Genomic DNA, 23,822 nt, shown 5'->3' on the forward strand with positions numbered 1-23,822 from the left:
GAACAGCCCCCGCCGGGTACGCCCGGCGGGGGCTGTTCCGTTCGGCACGAAGGGCCGCACCTGATTGTTCGGTGGCGTCCAACCCCCGGTAGGTGCGGCCCTTCGGCCTGTTCGGTGTCGCGGCGTCACACCGCGATGGCGACCTCCGCGAGACCACCCTGCTGCGCCACGACCTGGCGGTCGGCGGTGCCGCCGGGAACCAGGGCGCGAACGGTCCAGGTGCCCTCGGCCGCGTAGAAGCGGAACTGGCCGGTGGCGGAGGTCGGGACCTCCGCGGTGAACTCGCCGGTCGAGTCCAGGAGGCGGACGTAACCGGTGACGGGCTGGCCGTCCTTGGTCACGAAGCCCTGGATGGTGGTCTCACCGGGCTTGATCGTCGAGGCGTCGGGGCCGCCGGGCTGCGCACCACACATGTCTTCTGTCCTTACGGTCGGGGAGGTCCGGGGAGGGGTCCGGAGACTTACTTGTTGGCGCCGAGCTCGATCGGCACACCGACGAGGGAGCCGTACTCGGTCCACGAGCCGTCGTAGTTCTTGACGTTCTCGACACCGAGCAGCTCGTGCAGCACGAACCAGGTCAGCGCGGAACGCTCACCGATGCGGCAGTAGGCGATGGTGTCCTTCGCCAGGTCGACCTGCTCGTCCTCGTAGAGGGCCTTGAGCTCGTCGTCCGACTTGAAGGTGCCGTCGTCGTTGGCGTTCTTCGACCACGGGATGTTGCGGGCGCTCGGCACGTGGCCGGGGCGCTGCGACTGCTCCTGCGGGAGGTGGGCCGGGGCGAGCAGCTTGCCGGAGAACTCGTCGGGCGAACGCACGTCGACCAGGTTCTGGGCGCCGATCGCGGACACGACGTCGTCGCGGAAGGCGCGGATCGAGGTGTCCTGGGCCTTGGCCTTGTACTCGGTGGCCGGGCGGGCCGGCACCTCGGCGACGAGGTCGCGGGAGTCGAGCTCCCACTTCTTGCGGCCGCCGTCGAGGAGCTTGACGTCCTGGTGACCGTAGAGCTTGAAGTACCAGTAGGCGTAGGAGGCGAACCAGTTGTTGTTGCCGCCGTAGAGGACGACCGTGGTGTCGTTCGCGATGCCCTTGGCCGAGAGGAGCTTCTCGAAGCCCTCCTGGTCGATGAAGTCGCGGCGGACCGGGTCCTGCAGGTCCTTGGTCCAGTCGATCCGGATCGCGTTGCGGATGTGGTTCTTCTCGTACGCCGAGGTGTCCTCGTCGACCTCGACGATCGCGACCTGCGGGTTGTCGAGGTTCGCCTCGACCCAGTCGGCGTCTACCAGGACGTCGCTGCGGCTCATGCTTTTCTCCTCCGGGGCAGTGTTCGGCGGTGTGGCGCAAGGTGGTGCGGGTACGCGTCATCGCGTGTACGAGATCGCGTACGGCTACACGGGGTGGCCCCGACGGTTCGTCGAAGGGCCTGAGGAATACGGGAATCGGGCGTCCCGCTCAGACGGAGCGACAGAGCATGGCGGCGACGCGGCACAGGTCTACTGCCCGCCGCTTCGTGAGTTCCGCCTGTCGCTTCATGCCCTCGATCGTAGGGACGGACAGGCGGCCGTGTCACCGGTGTGTCGTATTTTGAGACGCGATCGTCCGAGATGCGAGACGTGATCACGTGGAAACGGGTCACGGCCCCGGTCCGGACCGGGCTGTCCCGGTTCTGTTTCTACGGATCGGACGGGACCGTCTCACCATGTGGAGAAGGGGCGGTCGAGGGGCTGATCAGCCCGCCAGCACGACGTCCTTGCCGGTCACGGCGACGGCCAGACCGTCCTCGCGGGCCTCGACCTTCTCCAGCTTCATACCGGCCGGCAGTCCGCCGATCTCCCGGTCGAAGTCGGTGCGCTTGCGGACGATGCCCTCCAGGCCGGGAATCCCGCCACCGGGCACCTTGTCGGCCCGTACCCGGATCGTGTCCCCGTCGACCAGCGTCACCGTCGAGACGACGCTCTTGGTGACCGTACGGCCCAGGATCTCGACCCCGCCCGTGACCTTCAGCTTGCCGTTGCCGCCGTAGGCGACCTTCACCTCACGCTCGGAGGCCGCCTCGAGGTCCTTGTACGAGATCAGCGCGGTCCCGCTGACGGTGCCCGCGCGGGCGCTCGTGTAGTCGCCGTTCAGTGTCACGTCGTGGAAGGCGGCGGACAACTCGCCGATCCGGATCTTCCGGCCGCCGGCCGTGGCCTCGACGCCGGTCAACTTCACGTCGACCTCGTCGAGACGCTGGTCCATGACCTGGGTCAGGAACGGGAAGCCCTTGATGTCGACGTCGGTCGACCCGGAGCGGGCCGGGCCGAGCCGGACCCGGTCGGCGGCCTCCGACTCCGCGTAATTGACCGCGAGGCGGTCGATCCCGACGAAGATCCCGCCGAGCACGACGGCCACGATCAGCAGTACGCGCAGTGCTCGCACGAGCTGTCCCCCCAAGAAAGTCTCCGGCCCCCCGACACGAAGATCGACGTGTCGGAGGGCCGGATGGTTCCCGCGGACGGGCGGAGAGCGCTACGCAAGCGCGCGGCCCAGCAGATAGACGGCGGGCGCGGCGGCCGTCAGCGGCAGGGCGACCCCGGCGGTCATATGGACGAAGCGGGACGGGTAGTCGTAGCTCGCGGCCCGCAGCCCGACCAGCGCGCACACCCCGGCGCCCAGGCCGAGCAGCGCCCCGGAGGCGCCCAGGTCGGTGAACCCGCCGGCCGCGATGCCGGCGCCCGCGGCGGCGAGGAGCGCCACGACGACGGAGGCCGCTCCCGGCAGCGGGAGTGCCCGGGCGAGAACGGCGGCGGCGACCGCGACCCCGCCGACGACCACGGCGTCGGGGGCGGCACCGAGGTGCCCGGTGGCCACGATGGTCAGCGCGGCCGAGGCGACGGTCGCCATCAGGCCGTACATGCGCTCGTCGGGGTCGGCGTGGCTGCGCAGCTGGAGGACCAGGGTGAGCAGCACCCAGACGCCGAGGGTGCCCATGATCGCGGCAGGGGCGTTCTCCCGGCCGGCGGCGAGCAGCGCGACATCGGCGGTCAGACCGCCGGCGAAGGCGAGGGCGATGCCCTGCCGGGCCGGCCACATGCCGTTGAGCCGGAACCAGCCGGCGGCGGTGACGGCCTGGAGCAGGACGAGCGGCACGAGCAGCGCGTACGGCCCGACGGCCGCGCCGGCGGCGAGCAGGAGGCCGAGGACGGCGGTGAGAGCGGCCGGCTGCATCCCCGGCTCGATGATCGGCGAACGGCCCTCGGCCCTGGCGCGCTGGGCGTCGGTGATCCGCGCGTTGCCACCGGTGGTGGGGGTGGAGTACTCGGGCGCGGCGGTCGCCGGCGCGGCGGCCGGTTCCGCGTGGGCGACCGGCGTCTCGGGCGGCAGCGTGTGCGCGGCGGGCTGCGGAGGCAGGTACGTGTCCGGCTGGACCACCGGCTGGTACTGGGTGTCCCAGGTCTGGCCCTCCCACGTCTGCGTGACGTGGGGGTCCTGGTACTGGTGTCCGTGCTGCTGCTGCCCGTACGGCGTGCCCTGCTGGTCGTACTGCTGACCCTGCTGCCCGTACGGCCGGCCCTGCTGCTGCCCGTACTGCTGCTGGCCCGCGTACGGGTCGTAGCCCGGGTCGTACGGCTGCTGCTGATCGCTGCTCATGCTGTGCGGTTCACCCTCCTGCGAACGGCGGGAGCACCTCGACCGTGCCGCCCTCGGCAAGCCGTACCGTCTCATGGGCACGGGTCCCGACGGGGTCACCGTCGACGAGGAACGAACACCGCTGGAGTACCCGGACGAGCTCGCCCGGGTGCTTCTCGCGGGCCGTCTCCAGCGCCTCGGCCAGGGTCCCGGCGGTGTACGGCTCCTCGGCGACACCGGCGGCGGCCTTGGCCGCGGCCCAGTAGCGGATGGTTCCCGCTGCCATAGCGGCGCTCCCTTCGTTCGTGTGCGCGCCGCTGTCCATGATGGGCTATCGGCGGGTGAGCCAGTCCCCCAGTCGGCCGAGCAGCTCCTCGTCCGCCGCGTTCTCGGCGTGTCCCATGCCACGCTCCAGCCACAGCTCGCACCCGCCGGCCTCCGCCAGCATCCGCGGGTGGTCGACGGGGAAGTACGGGTCGCGGTCGCCGTGCACGATCAGCAGCGGGGTCGGGGCGATCATCGGGACCGCTTCCACGGGCGACAGCGGTACGGGATCCCAGTCGCGGTTGTCGATCCGCGTGCCGAGGCCGTAGCGGCCGACCAGCCGGCCCATCGGGCGGGTGATCACCCAGTGGACCCGTCGCATCGGGGGCGTACCCCGGTAGTACCACCGTGCGGGCGCGCTGACGGCGGCGACCGCGTCGGTGTGCCCGCCGGTGTCCCGCTCCAGGGCTGCGTGGCGCAGGACGATCGAGCCGCCCATGGAGAAGCCGACGGTCACCACGCGCGCGTGGCCGCGCTCCCGGGCCCAGCGCACCGCGGCCGCGAGATCGAGGACCTCCCGGTCGCCCACCGTGGAGCGTCCACCCGAACGGCCGTGCCCCCGGAAGGAGAACGTGACGACCGCCGCGTGCCCGGCGAGCGCCTTGGCCGCACGGCGGACGGCGGGCCGGTCGGCCGAGCCGGTGAAGCCGTGGGCCAGGACGACGGCCGTATCGGTGACACCCCGCGTATACGGTTCGTAAACAGCCTCGATACGGACACCGTCATCGGTGAGCAAAGTGGCACGCTGGGAGCCGGATGTGGTCCAGGAAACATCCACGATGTGAAATCGACCCTCAGCCTCGGAAGTCATGTGGGCTATTCTGCTTGCCAGAGGATCCGGGCAACGCAGCCCCCGGGTCCTTTTGTGTTTACCGACCGTTGTTACGACCGGATGAACAAAAGCTCTCAGGGCGCGAGAGCCAGCAGTGATGCGTACGAAGCAGTGCCGTAGTCCTCGCAGGGACCGAGGAGGAACCGACGTCATGGACGAGCGAACGAAGCACGACCGGCAAGGCACCGAGGCAGGGGGGCACCCCCTGCCCCAGCGAAGCCGAGAGCTTGGGGGAGGGACCCGATGAGCTCACTGCTGCTCCTCACCAACGCACTCCAGCCGTCGACCGAGGTGCTTCCCGCACTCGGCCTGCTCCTGCACAACGTGCGGGTGGCTCCCGCCGAAGGCCCCGCCCTGGTGGACACCCCCGGCGCGGACGTCATCCTGATCGACGGACGGCGCGACCTCCCGCAGGTGCGCAGCCTCTGTCAGCTGCTCCGCTCCACCGGGCCCGGCTGCCCGCTGATCCTCGTCGTCACGGAGGGCGGCCTCGCGGCCGTCACCGCCGACTGGGGCATCGACGACGTCCTCCTGGACACCGCGGGACCGGCCGAGGTCGAGGCCCGGCTGCGGCTCGCGATGGGCCGCCAGCAGATCGTCTCCGACGACTCCCCGATGGAGATCCGCAACGGCGACCTCTCGGTGGACGAGGCGACGTACAGCGCCAAGCTCAAGGGCCGGGTCCTGGACCTGACGTTCAAGGAGTTCGAACTCCTGAAGTACCTCGCGCAGCACCCGGGCCGGGTCTTCACCCGCGCCCAGCTCCTCCAGGAGGTATGGGGGTACGACTACTTCGGCGGCACCCGAACGGTGGATGTCCACGTAAGGCGTCTGCGGGCCAAGCTCGGCCCCGAGCACGAGTCTCTGATCGGCACCGTCCGCAACGTCGGCTACCGCTTCGTCACCCCGGAAAAGGTGGAGCGTGCGGCCGAGGAGGCACGGGCGAAGGAAGAGGCCCGGGTCAAGGGCGCCGCGCGCGATGTCACCCCGGCGGAGGACCGGAACGTGGCGGAAGCCACAGTGCGACCTGCCGGTAGGTAGGTCACCCCGCGTAGACTGCCGCGCGTGGCCAAGGTGACGCGGGATGACGTAGCGCGACTGGCGGGTACTTCGACCGCGGTCGTGAGTTACGTCATCAACAACGGACCCCGGCCGGTTGCCCCGGCCACGCGCGAGCGTGTCCTCGCCGCCATCAAGGAGCTGGGCTACCGGCCCGACCGGGTGGCCCAGGCGATGGCGTCCCGCCGCACGGACCTCATAGGCATGATCGTCCCGGACGCGCGGCAGCCGTTCTTCGCGGAGATGGCGCACGCCGTCGAACAGGCCGCCGCCGAGCGCGGGAAGATGGTCCTGGTCGGCAATTCGGACTACCGCGACGAGCGCGAGGTGCACTACCTGCGCGCCTTCCTCGGGATGCGGGTCTCCGGACTGATCCTGGTCAGCCAGGGCATGAGCGAGCGGGCCGCGAGCGAGATCGAGGCCTGGGACGCCCGGGTCGTGCTGCTGCACGAGCGGCCCGAGGCACTGGACGACGTCGCCGTCGTCACCGACGACATCGGCGGCGCCCAGCTCGCGACCCGTCACCTCCTGGAGCACGGGCACCCGTACGTGGCCTGCCTCGGCGGCATCCCGAACACCCCGGCGGTCGGCGACCCGGTCGCGGACCACGAGGAGGGCTGGCGGCGGGCCATGCTGGAGGCCGGCCGCTCGATCGAGGGCCGGCTCTTCGAGGCTCCGTACAACCGCTACGACGCCTACCAGGTCGCCCTGAAGATCCTTTCCGGCCCGGACAGGCCGCCGGCCATCTTCTGCTCCACCGACGACCAGGCCTTCGGTGTGCTGCGCGCCGCGCGCGAGCTGCGCATCGACGTGCCGACGGAGCTGGCGGTGGCGGGCTTCGACGACGTGAAGGAGGCGGCCCTCACGGATCCGCCGCTCACGACGATCTCCTCCGACCGCCCGGCGATGGCCCGAGCGGCGGTGGATCTGGTCCTGGACGACTCGCTGCGGGTGGCCGGTTCGAAGCGCGAGCGGGTGAAGCAGTTCCCCTCCGCCCTGATCGTCCGCCGCTCCTGCGGCTGCCACGGCTGATCCCCCTCCCCCGGACCGCTCGCCTTTATATGGGGCATACGGGGTTCTGTCGGGCTTCTCAGGCCGCCCTCAGGAAGCTCTCATGAACGGCTCCGAGAGTCTTCTCCATGACGGACTACCAGCAGCCGCAGCAGCCGTACTACCCACCGCAGCCTCCGCGGCCCCCGTACGACCCGACGCAGCCGGTCACGACGGAGCCGGGCACCACGATCTGGCCGGCCGGCGGGCATGTGCCGCCCCCGGTCGGACCTCCCGCCGCCGGTCCCGCCCACGCCGCCCCCGAGCCGCGCCGCCGTGCCAAGCGGGGCGTCGGGCTCCTCGCGGCCGTGGCGATCGCCGCGGCCGCCGTCGGTGGCGGCACCGCGACGCTGGTCCAGCAGCTCACCGCGGACGACACCGCGCGGGCGTCCGGCGTGAGCGGCACGAACGTCTCCGCGAGCAGCAAGGGCACGGTCGCCGGCGTCGCCGAGGCCGTCTCGCCGTCGATCGTGGAGATCTCCGCGACCTCCACGTCCGGCAAGTCCACCGGCTCCGGCGTGATCATCACCGGTGACGGCGAGATCGTCACCAACAACCACGTCATCTCCGGCGCCTCCGAGATCAGCGTGCAGCTGTCCAACGGCAAGTCGTACGCGGCGAAGGTCGTCGGCACGGACCCCGACAAGGATCTGGCGCTGATCAAGCTGGAGGGCGCGTCCGGGCTGAAGGCGGCCACGCTCGGCGACTCCGACGACGTCAAGGTCGGCGACCAGGTCGTGGCGATCGGCTCCCCCGAGGGTCTGACCGGCACGGTCACCAGCGGCATCGTCTCCGCACTCGACCGCGATGTGACCGTGGCCAAGGACGAGGGCCAGGACCAGCAGCAACCTCAGTACGACCCGCGACAGGGCTGGCCCTTCGAGTTCGGCGGTCAGCAGTTCAACGGCGACACCGGCTCGTCGAAGACGACGTACAAGGCCATCCAGACCGATGCCTCGCTCAACCCGGGGAATTCCGGCGGCGCGCTGATCAATATGAACGGCGAGATCATCGGGATCAATTCGGCCATGTATTCGCCGAGTGCGTCGAGCGGTTCTTCGGCCGGCAGTGTCGGCCTCGGATTCGCCATCCCGGTGAACACTCTCAAGGCCGACCTGGACAACCTCCGGTCCGGCGACGGCAACTGAACACGTGCGAGGCTGGCCCCATGACTGGCCCGGTGAATGAAGGCGACCGCATCCTCATCGTCGACGACGAGCCCGCCGTGCGGGAGGCGCTGCGGCGCAGTCTCGCCTTCGAGGGGTACGGGACCGAGGAGGCCGTCGACGGGGTCGACGCGCTCGCCCGGATGGAGTCGTACGCCCCCGATCTCGTCGTGCTCGACGTGCAGATGCCCCGGATGGACGGGCTGACGGCGGCGCGCCGGATCCGGGCGTCCGGCTCGACCGTACCGATCCTGATGCTGACGGCGCGGGACACGGTCGGCGACCGGGTGACGGGGCTCGACGCGGGCGCCGACGACTATCTGGTGAAGCCGTTCGAACTGGACGAGCTGTTCGCGCGGATCCGGGCCCTGTTGCGTCGCAGCTCGTACGCGAGCTCCGTGGAGGCGCAGCCCGAGGGCGATGTGCTGAGCTTCGGCGATCTGCGGATGGACCTGGCGACCCGCGAGGTGACGCGGGCCGGGCGGCCGGTGGAGCTGACGCGGACGGAGTTCACGCTCCTGGAGATGTTCCTGGCGCATCCGCGCCAGGTGCTGACGCGCGAGCAGATCCTGAAGGCGGTGTGGGGCTTCGACTTCGAGCCGAGCTCGAACTCCCTGGACGTGTACGTGATGTATCTGCGGCGGAAGACGGAGGCCGGCGGCGAGCCGCGCCTGGTGCACACGGTGCGGGGCGTGGGGTACGTCCTGCGCGGCGGAGGCCCGGAGTGAGAGGTCCCCTGGCATGGTTCCGGTCGCGGCCGCTGCGGTCCCGGCTGGCGCTCCTGACGGCGACGGCGGTCGCGGTGGCGGTCGCGGCGGTGTCGCTGGCCTGCTGGTTCGTGACGCGGGCGCAGTTGGAGGCGGAGCTGGACTCCTCGCTGCGCGACACCAGGCTCTCGGACGACCAGGCGCGGATGCTGCTGGGCTCCTGCGCCCCGGGTGCGCGGGACCGCCCGGTGCCGGCCGGGCCCGCGCAGACCCTGCAGATCGTCACCGTCACCGGTGACCTCTGCACGCTCGGCACCTCCCCGATCCCCGCCCAGGCCGGGGACCTCGCGGTCGCGCGGGGCGAGCGGCCGTTCGCCCTGCACACCACGAACGCCGAGAACGGCACGGAGATGCGGGTCTACTCGTATCCCGTGTCGATCGCCGACCAGCCGGTCGCCGTCTCGGTCGCCCGTCCGCTGTACGAGATCGACCGCTCGATGTCCACGCTCGCCTGGGTGCTGCTGCTGGTCTCAGGGATCGGTGTCGTGGGCGCCGGGGCGGCCGGGCTGTGGGTGGCGCGGACCGGTCTCGAGCCGGTGGACCGGCTGACGGGCGCCGTCGAGCATGTGGCCGCGACCGAGGATCTGACGGTGCGCATCCCGGTCGAGGGCGAGGACGAGATCGCCCGTCTCTCGCGCTCCTTCAACGCGATGACGGCCGCTCTCGCCGTCTCCCGGGACCGCCAGGCGCAGCTCATCGCGGACGCGGGCCACGAGCTGCGCACCCCGCTGACCTCGCTGCGCACCAACATCGAGCTGCTCGCCCGCAGCGATCAGACCGGCCGCGCCCTGCCGCCCGAGGACCGTCGGGCGCTGATGGCCTCGGTGAAGGCGCAGATGACGGAGTTGGCGGCGCTGATCGGCGACCTTCAGGAGCTGGCCCGGCCGGACGCGGTGCAGCCGGGTCCGCTGGAGGTCGTACCGCTCCACACGATCCTGCGCTCGGCCCTCGCCCGGGCGCGGCTGCGGGGCCCCGAGCTGACCTTCGTCACGGACCTGGCGCCCTGGTACGTCCGGGCGGAGCCGGCGGGGCTGGAGCGCGCGCTGGTGAACGTCCTGGACAACGCGGTGAAGTTCTCGCCGCCCCGGGGCACGGTGGAGGTGACCCTGAAGCGGGGCGAGCTGACCGTCCGCGACCACGGGCCGGGGGTCGCGCCGGAGGAACTCCCCCATGTCTTCGACCGCTTCTGGCGCTCCCCCTCGGCCCGCAGCCTGCCCGGCTCGGGACTGGGCCTGTCGATCGTGGCCCGCACGGTCCAGCAGGCGGGCGGCACGGTGACCCTGGCGGCGGCGGAGGGCGGCGGCACGGCGGCGACGCTCCGCCTGCCGGGCGCGCCGACCCCTCCGCCGTCAGTTGTGGCGGATGAGGGACTCGACCAGGCCTGATCGGGTGTTCGGGTAGTCCATGACCGTGATGCCGAGGCCCTTCCAGGTGTTGGCCGTGCCGTCCAGGAAGCCGTGGACACGGGGGTTGAGGTTGTCGGAGTTCCAGCGTGGCGGCAGGGACGCGGACGTGCTGACGAAGTTGATGTAGAGCTTGCCCGGCTGCTCGACGGCCTTGCGGAAGTGGGCCTCGATCTTGGGGTACTTGGCGTTCGGCAGGGCGTTCCAGTCGTCCTGGATCGCGATGGCCCCGCCGTCCCACCACTTGAGGCCGGGCAGGCCGCCGTTGTCGGCGATGAGGACGACCTTGCCGCGGGCCTCGCCAAGGGCGGGGACCGTGTCGCCGATGCGGAACAGCGAGCGCCAGCCGCGGTTGTTCAGGTAGTCGTCGAAGATGGCGCGGAAGGTGGCGTCGGAGTCCGAGGAGTACTCCTGCTTGACCCGCATCAGCACGGTCTCGGAGGGGTGCGCGGCCAGGAAGTCGCGGCAGGCGATGAGGACGTCGCCGAACATCATGTTCTGGTACGAGGCGCCGTGGTGGATGGCGAAGGAGCCGCCGGTGACCCGGCAGCGTATGTCGAGGAACCTGATTCCGGAGGCGAGCTGCTGCGCGATGGTGGTGTTCTGGCACTCGGACCAGGGGCCGCCGAAGCGGGCGCCGGAGTCGTGGGTGCCGGGGATGGTGAGCTTCTGGAGCGGGGTGGGGTCGCCGTGGCCGGCCATCCAGTCCTGGGTGGTGACCGCCCGTGCGGACGGGGCGCCGACCAGGAGGACGGCACCCGCTGCCGCGGCTCCCGCGAGAAAGCTTCTTCGGTCCATGCGCGGGAGTATGACGTGTACGTGTCAGCAAGACCAGAGTGCCGCGTACGCCAAAAAGAGGAGGGCGGCGGACCGTCGAACGGCCCACCGCCCCCTCGGAGACGCGGAGTTACTTCACGACCGTGATCCGGCCCGTCGCCGGCGGAGCCAGCGGGGTGCTCGCGGTGGAGTGGGCCGCCAGGTAGGCGGTGAACAGGTCCAGGTCGGACGCGCCGACCAGCTTGTTCTTGTGCTCCTTCAGGACGGCGAAGCCGTCACCGCCACCGGCCAGGAACTCGTTCATCGCGACCCGGTAGGTCTTCGACGGGTCGATCGCCTCGCCGTTCAGCTTCACCGAGGACGTCACGATCCGGTCGGCGCCGGTCTTCGTCATGTCCAGGGTGTAGGTGAAGCCCTTCGAGACCTGGAGGATCTTCGGGGCCGCCTGGTTGGCGCCGCTGACCTGCTGCTGGAGCGTGGTGATGAGCTGGGCGCCGGTCAGGTCGACCGCCGTCATCATGTTGGTGAACGGCTGGACGGTGTACGCCTCGCCGTAGGTCACCACCCCGTCGCCCTCGGCGCCGGACGCCTTGTGGACCAGCGGCGCGCGGACGCCGCCCGGGTTCATCAGCGCCAGCTGAGCGCCGCCCTTGTCGGCCGGGGCCATGCCCTCGAGCTGCGCGTCGGCGATCAGGTTGCCCAGCGGCTTCTCGGGCACGTCGGCGGGGTTGTCGACGTCGCCGGAGATGTAGCCGACGGGACGGCTCGCGATCGGCGCGGCGAGCGCGTTCCAGCGGGTGATCAGCCGGGTCATGTCCTCGGCCTTCGGCACGTCACGGGTGACGACGTGGTTCGCGGAGGCGACGGCCGTACGGACGATGTCCTTGGAACGACGGTCGTAGGTGAGCGTCGTGTCGGTGTAGAGCTTGCCGAACGAGGCCGCCGAGGTGACCGTGCGCGGCTTGCCCGCCGGGTCCGGGATCGTGCACGCGTACGCCTGGTGGGTGTGGCCCGTGACCAGCGCGTCGACCTGCGGGCTGACGTTCTTCGCGATGTCGACGATCGGGCCGGAGATGCCGTCACCGGGGCCGGGGCTGTCGCAGTTGTAGTTGTACGAGCCCGAGGCCGGCGCGCCGCCCTCGTGCAGCAGGGCGACGATCGACTTGACGCCCTTGCGCTCCAGCACCTTGGTGTACTTGTTGATCGTCTCGATCTCGTCGCCGAACTTCAGGCCCTTGATGCCCTCGGCGGAGACGATGTTCGCCGTGCCCTCCAGGGTCACGCCGATGAAGCCGATCTTGACGCCGTTGCGCTCCCAGATGAAGTACGGGTCGAGCAGCGGCTTGCCGCTCTTCTCGTTCGTCACGTTGGCCGCGAGGTACGGGAAGTTCGCGCCCCGGAACCGCTTGCCCTCCTCGAAGCAGCCGGCGGTCGGGTGACAGCCGCCGTTCTGGATCCGGGCCAGCTCCTTGGCGCCCTCGTCGAACTCGTGGTTGCCGACCGAGCTGACGTCGAGCTTCAGCCGGTTGAGCGCCTCGATGGTCGGCTCGTCGTGGAAGAGCCCGGAGACCAGCGGGGAGGCGCCGATCATGTCGCCGGCGGCGGCGGTGACGGAGTACCGGTTGCCCTCGCGGGCCTGCCGCAGGTGCGTGGCCAGGTACTCGACGCCACCGGCGTCGATGGTCTTGGTGGTGCCGTCCGGGTTGGTGTGGGTGAGCCGCCCGGCAGAGCCGGTCGGCGGCTCCAGGTTGCCGTGCAGGTCGTTGAAGGAGAGCAGCTGGACGTCGACGTAGCGCCCGTGGTTGTCCCCGCCCTTGGTCCCCGAGGCGCCCGCGGGCAGCGCGGCGACGAGCGCGCCGACGGTGGCGAGCCCCGCGCCCACGGCGAGAATCCTCCGCGCCGTCCTCTTCTTCTTCGGTGTCGCTGCCATCTCTCCCCTTGTCCCCTCGCCGGTCTCACGGCGTTGTTCGACTGCTGTCGTGCCAGCGCAGCCTAGAGTCAACGCGCGTAGCGCAACAGGGGGTACCGGGTTACAACTGAGTTGATTCCGTAGGCTCAGGACATGACTCCTGACCCGGCGCCGGCCCTTGAACCCGGACGGCAGATCCTCACCCTCGACGAGCTCTCCCCCGAACAGGTCCAGGACGTCCTCGACCTGCTGGAGGCGGCCGACCGCACCGACGGACTGCACGCCGTGTCCGAGCAGGGGCGGCTCTATCTGCGGCACGGCAGGCGCGAGGGCGTACGGCACTTCCTGCTCACCGTCGGATCGCACCTCTACGGCTACGCCCAACTGGAGGACACCGATCCCGTCGAGGCCCCGGCCGCCGAGCTCGTCGTGCACCCCTCGCACCGCGGCCGCGGACACGGGCGGGCGCTGGGCGCGGCACTGCTGGCCGCCTCGGGCAAGCGACTGCGGGTCTGGGCGCACGGCGGGAAATCGGCCGCCCGGCACCTGGCCCAGGTTCTCGGCCTGACCCTCTTCCGCGAACTGCGCCAGCTGCGCCGTCCGTTGGTGCCGCTCGACATCCCCGAGCCGGTGCTGCCCGAGGGCGTCACCGTCCGTACGTTCGTGCCCGGCCAGGACGACACGGCCTGGCTCGCCGCGAACGCGGCCGCCTTCGCCCACCACCCCGAGCAGGGCTCGCTCACCCAGCGGGACCTGGACGACCGCATGGCCGAGCCGTGGTTCGACCCGAAGGGCTTCTTCCTCGCGGAGAAGGACGGGCGCCTGATCGGCTTCCACTGGACGAAGACGCACGCCGAGGAGCAGCTCGGCGAGGTGTACGTGGTCGGGATCCTGCCGGAGGCCCAGGGCAGCGGCCTCGGCAAGGCGCTCACGGCGATCGGGCTGCGACACCTGGCGGCTCAGGCGCTGCCGACGGCGATGCTCTACGTGGACGCGGACAACACGGCGGCGGTGACGGTCTACGAGCGGCTCGGCTTCGTCACGCACGAGGTGGACCTGATGTACCGCACGGAGTCCTGAACACGCCGTGAGAAGGGGGCGGTTGACACCGCCCCCTTCTTTGCACCACCCTTTCACTACTTGATTAGTGAAAGGGTGGTGAAGGGGAACGTGCTCGAATACCGGATCGACCGGCGCAGCGGAGTCGCCACCTACCTCCAGATCGTCCAGCAGACCAAACAGGCCCTGCGCATGGGCGTCCTGGAGCCCGGCGACCGGCTGCCCACCGCACGCGAGGTCGTCGAAGCCACGGCCATCAACCCGAACACGGTCCTCAAGGCCTATCGCGAGCTGGAGCGCGAAGGACTCGTCGAGGCCCGCCGCGGACTCGGCACCTTCGTCCGCGCGACGCTCGGGACCGGCCCCGCCGACTCGCCCCTGCGGGGCGAACTCGCCGACTGGGCACGCCGGGCGCGGGAGTCCGGCCTGGAGCGCGAGGACGTGGCCGCGCTCTTCACTTCCGTACTGAAGGAATCTTTCGAGGGGGACAAGGCATGACCGGCGGAACGGCCCTGAGCACCGAGGGCCTCGGCAAGCGGTACGACAAGAGGGGGCGTGGCTGGGCCCTGAGGGACTGCTCCTTCAGCCTCCCCGCCGGCCGCATCTGTGCCGTCGTCGGCCCCAACGGCGCCGGCAAGTCCACCCTCCTCGCCCTCACCGCGGGACTCCTGCGGCCCACCGAGGGCTCCGTCCGGGCCCCCGCCCGCGAACAGCTCGCGTACGTCGCCCAGGACAAGCCGCTCTACCCGCAGCTCACGATCGACGAGACGCTGCGGATGGGCCGCGAGCTCAACCCCGACCGCTGGGACCGAGCCGTCGCCGAGCGGGTCACCGCCGGCCTCGACCCCGCAGCGCGCGTCCGCAGCCTCTCCGGCGGCCAGCGCACCCGCGTCGCCCTCGCCCTCGCGCTCGGCAAGCGGCCGGAACTGCTGCTCCTGGACGAGCCGATGGCGGACCTCGACCCGCTCTCCCGGCACGAGCTCATGGGCGTCCTGATGGCCGACGCCGCGGACCGCGGCACGACGGTCGTCATGTCCTCGCACATCCTCGGCGAGCTGGAGGGCGCATGCGACCACCTCCTCCTCGTCGACGGAGGCCGGATCCGCCTGGACGGAGCCATCGACGACCTCCTCGCCGCGCACGCCCTGCTCCGAGGCCCGATCGCCGACCTCGCGCCGCACCGGGTGATCGAATCCCGCACGACGGGACGCCAACTCACCGCGCTCATCCGGCGGGAGGGTCCGGTCGAAGGGCCCTGGGAGGCGATGGCCCCGTCCCTGGAAGACCTTCTCCTCGCCCACCTCCGTGTCTCGCGCACCACCCCCGAAGGAGCCTCCGCATGAGCGCCGTCACGTTGAAGGGCACCCACTGGGTGACGGTCCGCCAGCACCGGCGGGCCCTGTGGGTGGCGGGGGCCGCGACGGTCCTGTCCCTCGCCGTCCTCACGGGACTGCGGCTGTGGGACGCCTCCACCCCGGACACGTACGTGGAGGACGGCTACAGCATCCCCGCCGACGACAACCGCGGGTTCGGCATCCTGCGCCTGGCCATGGAGTACGCCGGCACCTGCATGGTCCTCCTGCCCCTCGTCGTCGGGGCCTTCGTCGCGGGCCCGCTGATCGCCCGCGAGCTGGAGAGCGGCACGTACCGGCTCGCGCTCACCCAGTCCGTCACTCCCACGCAGTGGCTCCGCGCGAAGATCCTCACCGCGGGCGCCGCAGCGCTCGTGGTCACCCTCGCCCTCATGGCGATCTACCGGATCGGCTGGGGCCGGGTCGCGGGCACCTATCAGCTGAACTGGTCGGACCGCGGCCCGTACGAGGCCACCGGAACCGTCCTCGTCGCGTACGTACTGCTCGCCGTCGCCGCGGGCGCGCTCCTCGGGCAGCTGATACGGCGCACACTCGTCGCCATGGCCGCGACCGGCCTGTTCACCGGCCTGGTCCTCGCCGTGCTCGGCACGCTGCGGTGGCGCTTCCTGCCGGTACAGACCGACACCGGACCGATCAGCTCGCAGACCGGGCCCCTCTACATCCCCGCGGACGGACTGATGATGGACATGGGGCTGCTCACCGCGGACGGGCGCCGCATCGCCGAATGGTCCTGCTACGACGCGTCGCAGAGCGCCGACGCCTGCTACGCCAACAAGGGCATCACCGGCCAGTACGTCGACTACCACCCCTACAGTCACGTCCTGCCCACCCAGCTCATCGAGACCGGCATCGTCCTCGCCCTCGCCGCCCTCACCCTCTACGCCGCCTTCCGCGTCCTGCGCACCCGGCACCCGTAACATCAGGTCGGGGGGGGGCCCCGGGCCCCCCCCCGGGGGCGCGGGGGGGTTGGTCGGGGGGGGGGGCGGGGCCCCCCGGGGGGGGGGCGGGGCCCACCCGGCCGTAGAGGAGCGGGCCCGGGCCCAGGGAGAGGAGACCGGGAGTGGTGCGCAGGCGTTGCCACAGCTCCGGGTCCGCGACCAGGTCCGCCACCACCGTCGTCGTCCCCGGCCGCCGGGTCGCGAGTTCCGCCGCGAGCCAGTGCCATGGCAGCCCCGTGTACCGCAGCGTCGTCGGCGTGCTGCGCGCGAGCGCCAGGTGCGGCAGGTGCTGGCGCCGGTCCAGTTGGAGCTGGCCCGCGAGGTAGACCGCCAGTGGCCCGGCCGTGGCCGCGGCCGCCCGCAGGCGCGTCAGTACGGTCTGCGGGTCCAGGGGGTCGGCCAGTTCGACGACCGTCGCCACCGGCGTGCCGGTCAGCGCGCTCGGCGGCACCGCCGCCAACGCGGGCAGCACCGACGCCGCGTCCACCGCTCGTCCCCGCCCCGCCGGCGCCGCCGCCAGCAGCACCGCCGTACCCACCGTGTCCACCTCGTCGTTCACCACACCAGCACCGTAACCTTCCCACCGCCCCTTCTCGTTATCACCCCGATGGCCGATAATCGGCGGGCCTTTGGCATATGTCAGAAGCACCACCGTATCGAGTGTTGCCAAATCCCTTACGGGCAGTGCTTGCCTGTGCAACAGTCGTATCCGGGCCTTGTTCCACAGATCGCCCGCGCCGCGCCTGTATCGGAGTACGACATGCCGTCCCATCTGTTCGCGGACCGTCCCGCTCAGCCGCCGGAGCCCGGCATGGTGGACGCGTTGATCTCGCAGACCCGCCGTCTGCGCGGTGACGTGGACGCCGTGCGCCGGGACGCAGTGCTGGACGAGGACGACCCGAAGAACCGCTGGCAGCGCGCCCTGTGCGACCTCGCCGTTCACCAACTCGACGACCTGGGTGCCCACTTGGGTCAGCTCAAGGCCGGCCTCCCGGACGAACTCCCCGTCGTTCCCGGTGCCGACACGATCGAGGTCGAGGCCGCGTCGGACCCCGGCGCCGCCTACGGCGGCCCCGCACCCGCTCGCACCGGCTCCCTGCTGAGCCGTGTCGGCAGCGCCGAGTGGAATCTCCTCACCGACGAGGTCAGTTGGTCGGAGGAGCTGTACCAGATCTTCGGCCGGACCCCGGAGAGCGGCCCGATGTCGCTCGACGAGCTCCCCTCGATGGTGTTCGCCGAGGACCAGTCCGTGCTCCAGGCGATGGTGACGGACTGTCTGATCGACGGAAAGCCGATCGACGGCGAGTTCCGGATCGTCCGCACCGACGGCCGGGTCCGCACGCTCCACATGATGGGTGAGCCGGTCCTCGACGCCGACGGCTGCACCGCTTCCATGTGGGCCGTTTTACGGGATGTCAGCGAACTGCGCCGCAGCGAGCGGGCGGTCCGCGAGTCCCGTGACAGCCTGCAGCGCCGCCGCCACATCGAGCGCACCGAACGCCGCGTCGCCGTCGAACTGCAGGAGGCCGTGCTGCCTCCCTGGCGCGGTTCCCTGAGCTTCGCCCATGGCGGCCCGGGCGCACCGCTCGACGTGGCGGGCCACTATCTTCCGGCCGCGACGACCGGCCTGATCGGCGGCGACTGGTACGACGCGCTCGCACTCCCCGACGGGGACGCGCTGCTGACGGTCGGTGACCTCACCGGACACGGTGTATCCGCCACGTCCTCGATGGCCATGCTCCTCGGGGCGCTGCGCGGGATGGCCGTGGCCGGAATTCGACCCGGCGCCCTGATGGGCCATCTCAACCAACTGCTCGAGACCTCGGTCCAGCCGGCCCTGGGCAGCGCGATGTGCTGCCGTTACGACCCGGCGAGCCAGACGCTCTCCTGGGCGCAGGCGGGTCACCCCGCCCCGCTGCTCTTCCGCAACGGAACGGGGCGCGCTCTGAAGCGACCCGACGGTGTGCTCCTGGGAGCGACGGCCGCGGCCGCGTACGAGGAGTCGGAGATCCGGCTGCTCCCCGGCGACCTGCTGATGCTGCACACGGACGGGCTGACCCGGCGCGGCGGCATGGACGACACGGGCACCCAGCGCCTGCTCGCGCTGGCGCCACGCCTGGCCGGGGCACGGGACGCGCAGGACTGCGTGCGGTCCGTGGTCGAGGAGTTCGGCCAGGCACCGCGTGAGGACGACGCCTGCGTGATGGTGGTCCGGGTCGGTCGGTAGGCGGGGAGCCCGGCAGGACGGAGCTCAGTGACAGGACGAGCGACGGCAGGGAAAAGCGACTGCGCCGCTCAGGGGGGCATACCGGCAGAGCCGGTGTGCCCTTTCTCGTATGTACGGGTGGGGTGGCGGGGAGTACGTACGGGGTGGGGTGAGTACGTACAGGTGAGGTGGCGGGTGCTGCCGAGGGCCGGCCGCGCCGGACCGCCTCAGATCGAGCCGGACCTCGGCCGCTTCGCGGCGGGCTTGGGCAGCGCGAGCTCGATCTCCTCGCGCAGGTCCTCGATCTTGGCGTAACCCGCGTACTGCCCGGTCAGCCGGTACATCTCGCGCAACCGGTCCCAGGTCCGGTGCGAGGAGGTCTCGCCCATGGAGACCAGGGCGAGCCTGGCATACCGGTCGGCCTGCTCCGGGTCGTCGGCGATGAAGCAGGCCGAGGCGAGGGAGATGTAGTCGAAGAGCTTGGAGCGGTTGTGTCCGTTGCGGCGCAGTTCGAGCGCCAGCTTGGCGTGGCGCTGCGCAGGGACGGCGGCCGAGGGATCGTGCTCGGCGAGGGTACGGAAGGCGAGGGCCTGCATCCCGTGCATGTCGGCGTCGTCGAAGTTCTGCATCCAGCTCGGTGGTGGCACGTCCGAGCGGTCGGAGACGAAGAGGTCCTCGGCCTCGCCCAGGGTGCGGCGCATGGCCTGGCCCTTGCCCATGGACGCCTGGGCCCATGCCTCGATGGTGTGCAGCATTGCCTGAGTCCGCGGCAGAACCTCCTCGCCCGAGCCGGACTTGGCGAGCTTCATGAGGTCGAGGGCGTCGTCCGGCCGGCCGAGGTGGACCATCTGGCGCGCGGCGCGGGACAGGGCTTCGCCGGCGCGTGGCCGGTCGCCGCCTTCGCGGGCCGCGTGGGCCGCGATCACGAAGTACTTCTGGGCGGTGGGTTCGAGACCCACGTCGTGGGACATCCATCCGGCGAGGACAGCCAAGTTGGCGGCCACGCCCCACAGACGTCGTTGGAGATGGTCGGGGTGGTGGTAGGCGAGCATTCCGCCCACTTCGTTCAACTGGCCCACGACAGCCTTGCGTTGGAGTCCGCCGCCACGGGAGGCGTCCCATGCGCGGAACACCTCCACCGAGCGCTCCAGTGCCTCGATCTCCTCCGACCCGATGGGGGCGGCCTCGTAGCGGTCGAACCCAGCGGGGTCGGCGTGGAGGGGATCGTTGGCGCGGGGGGCTTGCGCGGCGGCGCGTGCGGGGTCGGTGTGGAGCCAGTCGTGCATGGCGCTGGTGAGTGCGGAGCCGGCGGCGAGCACGGCGCCCGCGCCCATCAGGCCGCGTCGGTTGAGCATGAGGTCCATTCCCGTGAATTCGGTGAGGACCGCTGCCGTACGCTCGGGCGCCCAGGGCAGCCCGTCAGGGTTGTCGTTGTTCCTGACGTTCTGCCGTTTCCCGGCGCGCCCGTGTCGTACGAACCCGAGGTCCTCGATGGTCACGACACGGCCGAGTCGCTCGGTGAACAGAGCTGCCAGCACCCGGGGTACGGGATCGCGCGGGGTCTCCCCCATGTCGATCCATCGCCTCACCCGTGAGGTGTCGGTCGACAGTTGCGGGTGGCCCATGGCCGCCGCCTGCCGGTTGACGAGCCTCGCGAGCTCTCCCTTGGACCAGCCGGCGAGGCCGAAGAGGTCTGCCAGGCGGGTGTTGGTCTGTCCAGTCACGTCTAAGCCCCCAGGTTCTCGGCTGAGTTGACAGTAACCCCCTGTCATAGGGCTGGCGACTATTCGCCAGGCTTCGCCAGGGTGCGCCCGATGTTCCGCCACCCGCGCCCGGGTGTCAGGTAGGAACGCGCCACCCCGCCCCGGTAACCGGCCCTCATTCCCCAGGGTGCGGACCGGAGGCCGGGCGGGGCGACGCATGCAACTCGTCGGCACACGAAGGGATCTGTCTCCCCATGTACACAGCATCGTCCTCCGTGTCCGCCCCGCCCCGGCCGCAGCACCGTTCCGTGCCGGCCGGCAGCGGACCGTATCTCGCCCCCGTCCCTCCGGCGGGCCGCGCGAGGCGCTGGGCGGGCAGTACCGCTCAGGCTCCCAGCGGAAGAATCGACCTGTCGGGCCCTCAGGGGGCCCAGGTGCGGATGGCGATCGCCTCCGTCCACCGGATCTGCCCCGAGTTCAACCCGGTGCAGGTGCTGCGGCGCAGCGGCCGCTCCGTACTGATCGTCGGGACGACCGGACGGACCACCGCGGTCGCGAAGTGTTTACTGGACCACTCCCCCGCGTGGGTCGAGCGGTTCCAGCACGAAATAGCTGCTTACCGCTCGTTCGTCCGACACCGCCCGCCGGTGCGTGCACCGCGGCTGATCGCCGCGGACCCCGACAACTGCACGCTGGTGATCGAGCGGATGCCCGGACGGGCGGCGGCGCTGACACGCCACCCCGTGGAGGCCCCGCCCCGCGCGGATCTGCGCGCGGCGCTCGGGGCGATCGCCCGGCTGAACGCCTGGCGGCCGCCGGCCGGCACCTTCGACGCCCCGCTCGACTACGGTTCGCGGATCGCGCGCTACCACGAGCTGGGGCTGTTCACCGACCGGGACCGGGACGATCTGCAGAAGCTGCTGCACGGTCTGGCGCAGGCCGGTGGACGCCAGGGCATGGGCCAGTTCTGTCATGGCGACGCCCTGCTCTCCAACATCCTGCTCTCCCCCGCCGGCCCGGTCCTGGTGGACTGGGAGCACGCGGGCTGGTACCTGCCCGGGTACGACCTGGCGACGATGTGGGCGGTGCTCGGTGACGCGCCGCTGGCGCGGCGGCAGATCAGTCAGCTCGCCCAGCAGGCGGGGGCCGCGTCCCGGGACGCCTTCCTGGTGAACCTGATGATCGTGCTGACCCGGGAGATCCGTACGTACGAGACGGCGGTGCAGCGCACCATCAAGGAGGCACCGCCCGCCGGTTCGGTCCCCGTTCCCTCCGGCGCGGTCTCGCCCGGCGAGGAACAGCGGTTGCTGCTGCGGCGGCTGCACGACGACTGCGCCATGGCACGGCGGGCCGTGCGCGCCGCGGTCGGAACGCGGTGAACTCGCGCCGGCCGCTCGCTCGAGGGTGACACACCGCGCACCCGGTGCCGACACACCGGGCGCGCGGTGTTCGTATGCGCCTGCTCCCGCCTACCTCATTGGTCCACTCCACTGACGCGCCGCAGGCCCGCGCACCTCCACGACGAAACTCCGCGATATGCCGTTTGACATGGGAAATCCCGTGTGGCGGAGGGTGATTGACGGATCGTCCGGAAGCCGATACCCCTGTACGGGTTCGGCCCCGCACGCCCCCTCATCACCCCACGTAACCGGAGGCTGCCTTGCACCGTTCCGCGTCGCACAGACGGGTCGCCCGAACGGTGGGCGCCGTGGCGTCCGCCGCTCTGCTGTTCCCGCTCCTCTCGGCCGCACCGTCGGCCACCGCCGACTCGCTCGAATCCGGCTCGCTCCAGCGGCAGTTCGCCGCCGCCGCCGAGCGTCAGGGTGTTCCGCAGAGCGTGCTGCTCGCCGTGTCGTACCTCCAGTCGCGGTGGGACGGGCACGGCGGGGCGCCGAGCGTGACCGGTGGCTACGGCCCGATGCATCTCACAGATGCCGTGACAGCGCTCGCCGAGGCCCCGCACCACTCGCACGGCGAGGAGGACGCCCGGGGCGACGGATCCCGCGCACCGCGCCACGGGGCCGGGGAGAGGGCCGCGCTGCCGACGGCGGACGAGCTGCCGGACCGCCTCAAGACGCTGGACCGGGCGGCGGCGCTGTCCGGGATCCCGGCGGAGGAGCTGCGGACCAGTACCGCGGCGAACATCGAGGGCGGTGCCGCGCTGCTCGCCGCAGCCCAGCGCGCGTCGGGCCGGCCGCTGAGCTCCGACCCGGCCGACTGGTACGGGGCGGTGGCGCGCTACTCCGGCGCCGACGACACCGCGACCGCGACGACGTACGCCGACGACGTGTACGACGTGATCCGCGGCGGGGAGACCCGTACGACCGACAGCGGGCAGGTCGTGAGGCTCTCGGCCGACCCGCATGTCGCTCCCTCGACCGGTCAGGTGGAGTCGCTGGGGCTGCGGAAGCCGAGCACCGGACCGACGGAGTGCCCGCGCACCGTGGCGTGCGAGTGGATCCCGGCGCCGTACGAGGAGTTCGGGGACGGCGACTACGGCAACCACGACAAGGGGAACCGGCCCGCCTCCCAGTCGATCGAGTACATCGTCGTCCACGACACCGAGGCGACCTGGGACGTCACCCTCAAGCTGGTGCAGGACCCCACGTATGTGTCGTGGCAGTACTCGCTGCGCTCCTCCGACGGGCACATCGCCCAGCATCTGCCGCTGAAGGACGTCGGCTGGCACGCGGGCAACTGGTTCGTGAACGCCAAGTCGGTGGGCCTGGAACACGAGGGCTTCCTGACGGCCCCGGACAGCTGGTACACGGAGGCGATGTACCGGACCTCGGCGCGCCTGGTGCGGTACCTGGCGCAGCGGTACGACATCCCGCTCGACCGGCAGCACATCCTCGGCCACGACAACGTGCCCGGCACGGTCACCTCGACGATCCGCGGGATGCACACCGACCCGGGTCCGTACTGGGACTGGGCCCACTACTTCCAGCTGCTCGGCCGGCCCTTCACCGCGTCCGCCGGCCCGAACGCGGGCGTGGTCACGATCCGGCCCGAGTACACCGCCCACCAGCCGGTGTACACCGGGTGCGTGAAGGCGGGAGAGGCGTGCGCGCCGCACGGCAGCGGCGCCGTCCGGCTGCACACGGATCCGAGCGCCGACGCCCCGCTGGTGAAGGACATCGGTCTGCGGCCGGGCGGTGAGGACTCGACGACCGGGGTCAACGACACCGGGGCGCGGGCCTCGACGGGCCAGCAGTTCGCGGTGGCGGAGCGCAGTGGCGAGTGGACGGCGATCTGGTACCTGGGGCAGAAGGCGTGGTTCCACAACCCGAAGAAGCGGCCGACGGCGGTGAACTCCCGGGGGCTCGTGCTGACCCCGAAGGAGGGCGTGACGGAGGTCCCGGTGTACGGGCGCGCCTATCCGGAGGCCTCGGCGTATCCGGCCGGTGTGCCGGTCCAGGCGGTGTCGCCGCTGCCGTACAAGCTGCTCGCGGGCCAGTCGTACGTCGTGGGCGATCGCACCCCGGGCGAGTACTACTTCGCTCCGGTGTTCGATACCACCGGACACAAGGTCGTCCGAGGCCAGGAGGAGTACTACGAGATCCAGTTCGGCCATCGAGTGGCCTTCGTGAAGGTCTCCGACGTGCGGGTTTCCCGCGCCTGAGCGGAGCGCCCGAAGGGGCGTACGCGGGT

At 71.2% G+C, this 23,822-nt stretch carries 22 protein-coding genes and 1 pseudogene; 12 read left to right on the top strand and 11 right to left on the bottom strand.

Annotated elements, in window-relative coordinates; all coding sequences use genetic code 11:
• Positions 1-125: 125 nt before the first annotated feature.
• From ACFC0D_RS01250 to ACFC0D_RS01280, 7 genes are all read right to left on the bottom strand, one after another.
• Positions 126-413 (bottom strand): DUF1416 domain-containing protein, encoded by a 288-nt coding sequence (locus ACFC0D_RS01250; protein WP_073819964.1) that lies wholly within the window; start codon positions 411-413, stop codon positions 126-128.
• Positions 414-460: 47 nt separating this feature from the next.
• On the bottom strand, positions 461-1,300 hold the full coding sequence (locus ACFC0D_RS01255) for a sulfurtransferase (RefSeq protein ID WP_376430362.1): 840 nt from the start codon (positions 1,298-1,300) through the stop codon (positions 461-463).
• A 148-nt stretch (positions 1,301-1,448) separates the two neighbouring features.
• Entirely contained in the window at positions 1,449-1,529 is an 81-nt protein-coding gene (locus ACFC0D_RS01260; protein WP_352021666.1) for an Ms5788A family Cys-rich leader peptide, read from the bottom strand.
• 195 nt (positions 1,530-1,724) lie between these two features.
• Positions 1,725-2,414: a DUF2993 domain-containing protein gene (locus ACFC0D_RS01265; protein ID WP_376430364.1), complete on the bottom strand. Its 690-nt coding sequence runs from the start codon at positions 2,412-2,414 to the stop codon at positions 1,725-1,727.
• Positions 2,415-2,504: 90 nt separating this feature from the next.
• Positions 2,505-3,626, bottom strand: coding sequence for a hypothetical protein (locus ACFC0D_RS01270; protein ID WP_376430366.1), 1,122 nt, complete (start codon positions 3,624-3,626; stop codon positions 2,505-2,507).
• Positions 3,627-3,636: 10 nt separating this feature from the next.
• A complete protein-coding gene (locus tag ACFC0D_RS01275) occupies positions 3,637-3,891 on the bottom strand; it encodes a MoaD/ThiS family protein (RefSeq protein WP_329117999.1) in 255 nt (84 codons plus the stop codon).
• A gap of 45 nt (positions 3,892-3,936) precedes the next feature.
• Positions 3,937-4,740 carry an alpha/beta hydrolase family protein gene (locus ACFC0D_RS01280; protein ID WP_376430369.1) on the bottom strand — a complete coding sequence of 268 codons (804 nt, stop codon included), beginning with the start codon at positions 4,738-4,740 and terminating at the stop codon, positions 3,937-3,939.
• 264 nt (positions 4,741-5,004) lie between these two features.
• Here ACFC0D_RS01280 and ACFC0D_RS01285 point away from each other — a divergent pair, with 264 nt between their 5' ends.
• The 5 genes from ACFC0D_RS01285 (at position 5,005) to ACFC0D_RS01305 (ending at position 10,188) form a co-directional block, all read left to right on the top strand.
• Positions 5,005-5,802: a response regulator transcription factor gene (locus ACFC0D_RS01285; protein ID WP_376430370.1), complete on the top strand. Its 798-nt coding sequence runs from the start codon at positions 5,005-5,007 to the stop codon at positions 5,800-5,802.
• Positions 5,803-5,826: 24 nt separating this feature from the next.
• Complete coding sequence (locus tag ACFC0D_RS01290) at positions 5,827-6,852, top strand: LacI family DNA-binding transcriptional regulator (RefSeq protein WP_376430372.1); 1,026 nt, start codon at positions 5,827-5,829, stop codon at positions 6,850-6,852.
• Between the two features lie 107 nt (positions 6,853-6,959).
• Positions 6,960-8,018 carry a S1C family serine protease gene (locus ACFC0D_RS01295; RefSeq protein ID WP_376430374.1) on the top strand — a complete coding sequence of 353 codons (1,059 nt, stop codon included), beginning with the start codon at positions 6,960-6,962 and terminating at the stop codon, positions 8,016-8,018.
• A gap of 20 nt (positions 8,019-8,038) precedes the next feature.
• Complete coding sequence (locus ACFC0D_RS01300) at positions 8,039-8,764, top strand: response regulator transcription factor (RefSeq protein WP_376430376.1); 726 nt, start codon at positions 8,039-8,041, stop codon at positions 8,762-8,764.
• A complete protein-coding gene (locus ACFC0D_RS01305; RefSeq protein WP_376430378.1) occupies positions 8,761-10,188 on the top strand; it encodes a sensor histidine kinase in 1,428 nt (475 codons plus the stop codon). The genes ACFC0D_RS01300 and ACFC0D_RS01305 overlap by 4 nt, the downstream gene beginning before the upstream one ends.
• Here ACFC0D_RS01305 and ACFC0D_RS01310 read toward each other — a convergent pair.
• Together ACFC0D_RS01310 and ACFC0D_RS01315 are read right to left on the bottom strand one after the other, a co-directional pair.
• Positions 10,153-11,004 carry a phosphatidylinositol-specific phospholipase C gene (locus ACFC0D_RS01310; RefSeq protein ID WP_376430380.1) on the bottom strand — a complete coding sequence of 284 codons (852 nt, stop codon included), beginning with the start codon at positions 11,002-11,004 and terminating at the stop codon, positions 10,153-10,155. The two genes, ACFC0D_RS01305 and ACFC0D_RS01310, sit on opposite strands and share 36 nt — an antisense overlap.
• A gap of 109 nt (positions 11,005-11,113) precedes the next feature.
• The gene (locus tag ACFC0D_RS01315; RefSeq protein ID WP_376430382.1) at positions 11,114-12,913 is read right to left on the bottom strand and encodes a bifunctional metallophosphatase/5'-nucleotidase; all 1,800 of its coding nucleotides are present in this window, start codon (positions 12,911-12,913) and stop codon (positions 11,114-11,116) included.
• A 132-nt stretch (positions 12,914-13,045) separates the two neighbouring features.
• On the opposite strand from ACFC0D_RS01315, the gene mshD reads away from it, so the two are divergent.
• The 4 genes from mshD (at position 13,046) to ACFC0D_RS01335 (ending at position 16,241) form a co-directional block, all read left to right on the top strand.
• Positions 13,046-13,972: a mycothiol synthase gene (mshD, locus tag ACFC0D_RS01320; RefSeq protein WP_376430384.1), complete on the top strand. Its 927-nt coding sequence runs from the start codon at positions 13,046-13,048 to the stop codon at positions 13,970-13,972.
• A 90-nt stretch (positions 13,973-14,062) separates the two neighbouring features.
• Entirely contained in the window at positions 14,063-14,449 is a 387-nt protein-coding gene (locus ACFC0D_RS01325; RefSeq protein WP_376430546.1) for a GntR family transcriptional regulator, read from the top strand.
• Entirely contained in the window at positions 14,446-15,294 is an 849-nt protein-coding gene (locus ACFC0D_RS01330) for an ABC transporter ATP-binding protein (protein WP_376430386.1), read from the top strand. The genes ACFC0D_RS01325 and ACFC0D_RS01330 overlap by 4 nt, the downstream gene beginning before the upstream one ends.
• Positions 15,291-16,241, top strand: coding sequence for an ABC transporter permease (locus tag ACFC0D_RS01335; protein WP_376430388.1), 951 nt, complete (start codon positions 15,291-15,293; stop codon positions 16,239-16,241). The genes ACFC0D_RS01330 and ACFC0D_RS01335 overlap by 4 nt, the downstream gene beginning before the upstream one ends.
• Positions 16,242-16,299: 58 nt before the next feature.
• Here ACFC0D_RS01335 and ACFC0D_RS01340 read toward each other — a convergent pair.
• A pseudogene (locus ACFC0D_RS01340) lies at positions 16,300-16,824 on the bottom strand (hypothetical protein); the annotation flags it as partial.
• A gap of 198 nt (positions 16,825-17,022) precedes the next feature.
• On the opposite strand from ACFC0D_RS01340, the gene ACFC0D_RS01345 reads away from it, so the two are divergent.
• Entirely contained in the window at positions 17,023-18,489 is a 1,467-nt protein-coding gene (locus ACFC0D_RS01345) for a PP2C family protein-serine/threonine phosphatase (RefSeq protein WP_376430390.1), read from the top strand.
• Between the two features lie 206 nt (positions 18,490-18,695).
• On the opposite strand, the gene ACFC0D_RS01350 is transcribed toward ACFC0D_RS01345, so the two are convergent.
• Positions 18,696-20,192 carry a hypothetical protein gene (locus ACFC0D_RS01350; protein ID WP_376430392.1) on the bottom strand — a complete coding sequence of 499 codons (1,497 nt, stop codon included), beginning with the start codon at positions 20,190-20,192 and terminating at the stop codon, positions 18,696-18,698.
• A 233-nt stretch (positions 20,193-20,425) separates the two neighbouring features.
• On the opposite strand from ACFC0D_RS01350, the gene ACFC0D_RS01355 reads away from it, so the two are divergent.
• Positions 20,426-21,550 carry an aminoglycoside phosphotransferase family protein gene (locus ACFC0D_RS01355; RefSeq protein WP_376430394.1) on the top strand — a complete coding sequence of 375 codons (1,125 nt, stop codon included), beginning with the start codon at positions 20,426-20,428 and terminating at the stop codon, positions 21,548-21,550.
• 320 nt (positions 21,551-21,870) lie between these two features.
• A complete protein-coding gene (locus ACFC0D_RS01360) occupies positions 21,871-23,793 on the top strand; it encodes an N-acetylmuramoyl-L-alanine amidase (protein WP_376430547.1) in 1,923 nt (640 codons plus the stop codon).
• Positions 23,794-23,822: the final 29 nt, after the last annotated feature.

The organism is Streptomyces sp. NPDC056222 (genome assembly GCF_042264065.1).
GTDB lineage: Bacteria > Actinomycetota > Actinomycetes > Streptomycetales > Streptomycetaceae > Streptomyces.

Bases quoted from the DNA above. Each gene is read 5' to 3' on its own strand.
- ACFC0D_RS01250 (WP_073819964.1), bottom strand. From the start codon at position 413: ATGTGTGGTGCGCAGCCCGGCGGCCCCGACGCCTCGACGATCAAGCCC.
- ACFC0D_RS01255 (WP_376430362.1), bottom strand. From the start codon at position 1,300: ATGAGCCGCAGCGACGTCCTGGTAGACGCCGACTGGGTCGAGGCGAAC.
- ACFC0D_RS01260 (WP_352021666.1), bottom strand. From the start codon at position 1,529: ATGAAGCGACAGGCGGAACTCACGAAGCGGCGGGCAGTAGACCTGTGC.
- ACFC0D_RS01270 (WP_376430366.1), bottom strand. From the start codon at position 3,626: ATGAGCAGCGATCAGCAGCAGCCGTACGACCCGGGCTACGACCCGTAC.
- ACFC0D_RS01275 (WP_329117999.1), bottom strand. From the start codon at position 3,891: ATGGCAGCGGGAACCATCCGCTACTGGGCCGCGGCCAAGGCCGCCGCC.
- ACFC0D_RS01280 (WP_376430369.1), bottom strand. From the start codon at position 4,740: ATGACTTCCGAGGCTGAGGGTCGATTTCACATCGTGGATGTTTCCTGG.
- ACFC0D_RS01285 (WP_376430370.1), top strand. From the start codon at position 5,005: ATGAGCTCACTGCTGCTCCTCACCAACGCACTCCAGCCGTCGACCGAG.
- ACFC0D_RS01295 (WP_376430374.1), top strand. From the start codon at position 6,960: ATGACGGACTACCAGCAGCCGCAGCAGCCGTACTACCCACCGCAGCCT.
- ACFC0D_RS01300 (WP_376430376.1), top strand. From the start codon at position 8,039: ATGACTGGCCCGGTGAATGAAGGCGACCGCATCCTCATCGTCGACGAC.
- ACFC0D_RS01310 (WP_376430380.1), bottom strand. From the start codon at position 11,004: ATGGACCGAAGAAGCTTTCTCGCGGGAGCCGCGGCAGCGGGTGCCGTC.
- ACFC0D_RS01315 (WP_376430382.1), bottom strand. From the start codon at position 12,913: ATGGCAGCGACACCGAAGAAGAAGAGGACGGCGCGGAGGATTCTCGCC.
- mshD (WP_376430384.1), top strand. From the start codon at position 13,046: ATGACTCCTGACCCGGCGCCGGCCCTTGAACCCGGACGGCAGATCCTC.
- ACFC0D_RS01330 (WP_376430386.1), top strand. From the start codon at position 14,446: ATGACCGGCGGAACGGCCCTGAGCACCGAGGGCCTCGGCAAGCGGTAC.
- ACFC0D_RS01335 (WP_376430388.1), top strand. From the start codon at position 15,291: ATGAGCGCCGTCACGTTGAAGGGCACCCACTGGGTGACGGTCCGCCAG.
- ACFC0D_RS01345 (WP_376430390.1), top strand. From the start codon at position 17,023: ATGCCGTCCCATCTGTTCGCGGACCGTCCCGCTCAGCCGCCGGAGCCC.
- ACFC0D_RS01355 (WP_376430394.1), top strand. From the start codon at position 20,426: ATGTACACAGCATCGTCCTCCGTGTCCGCCCCGCCCCGGCCGCAGCAC.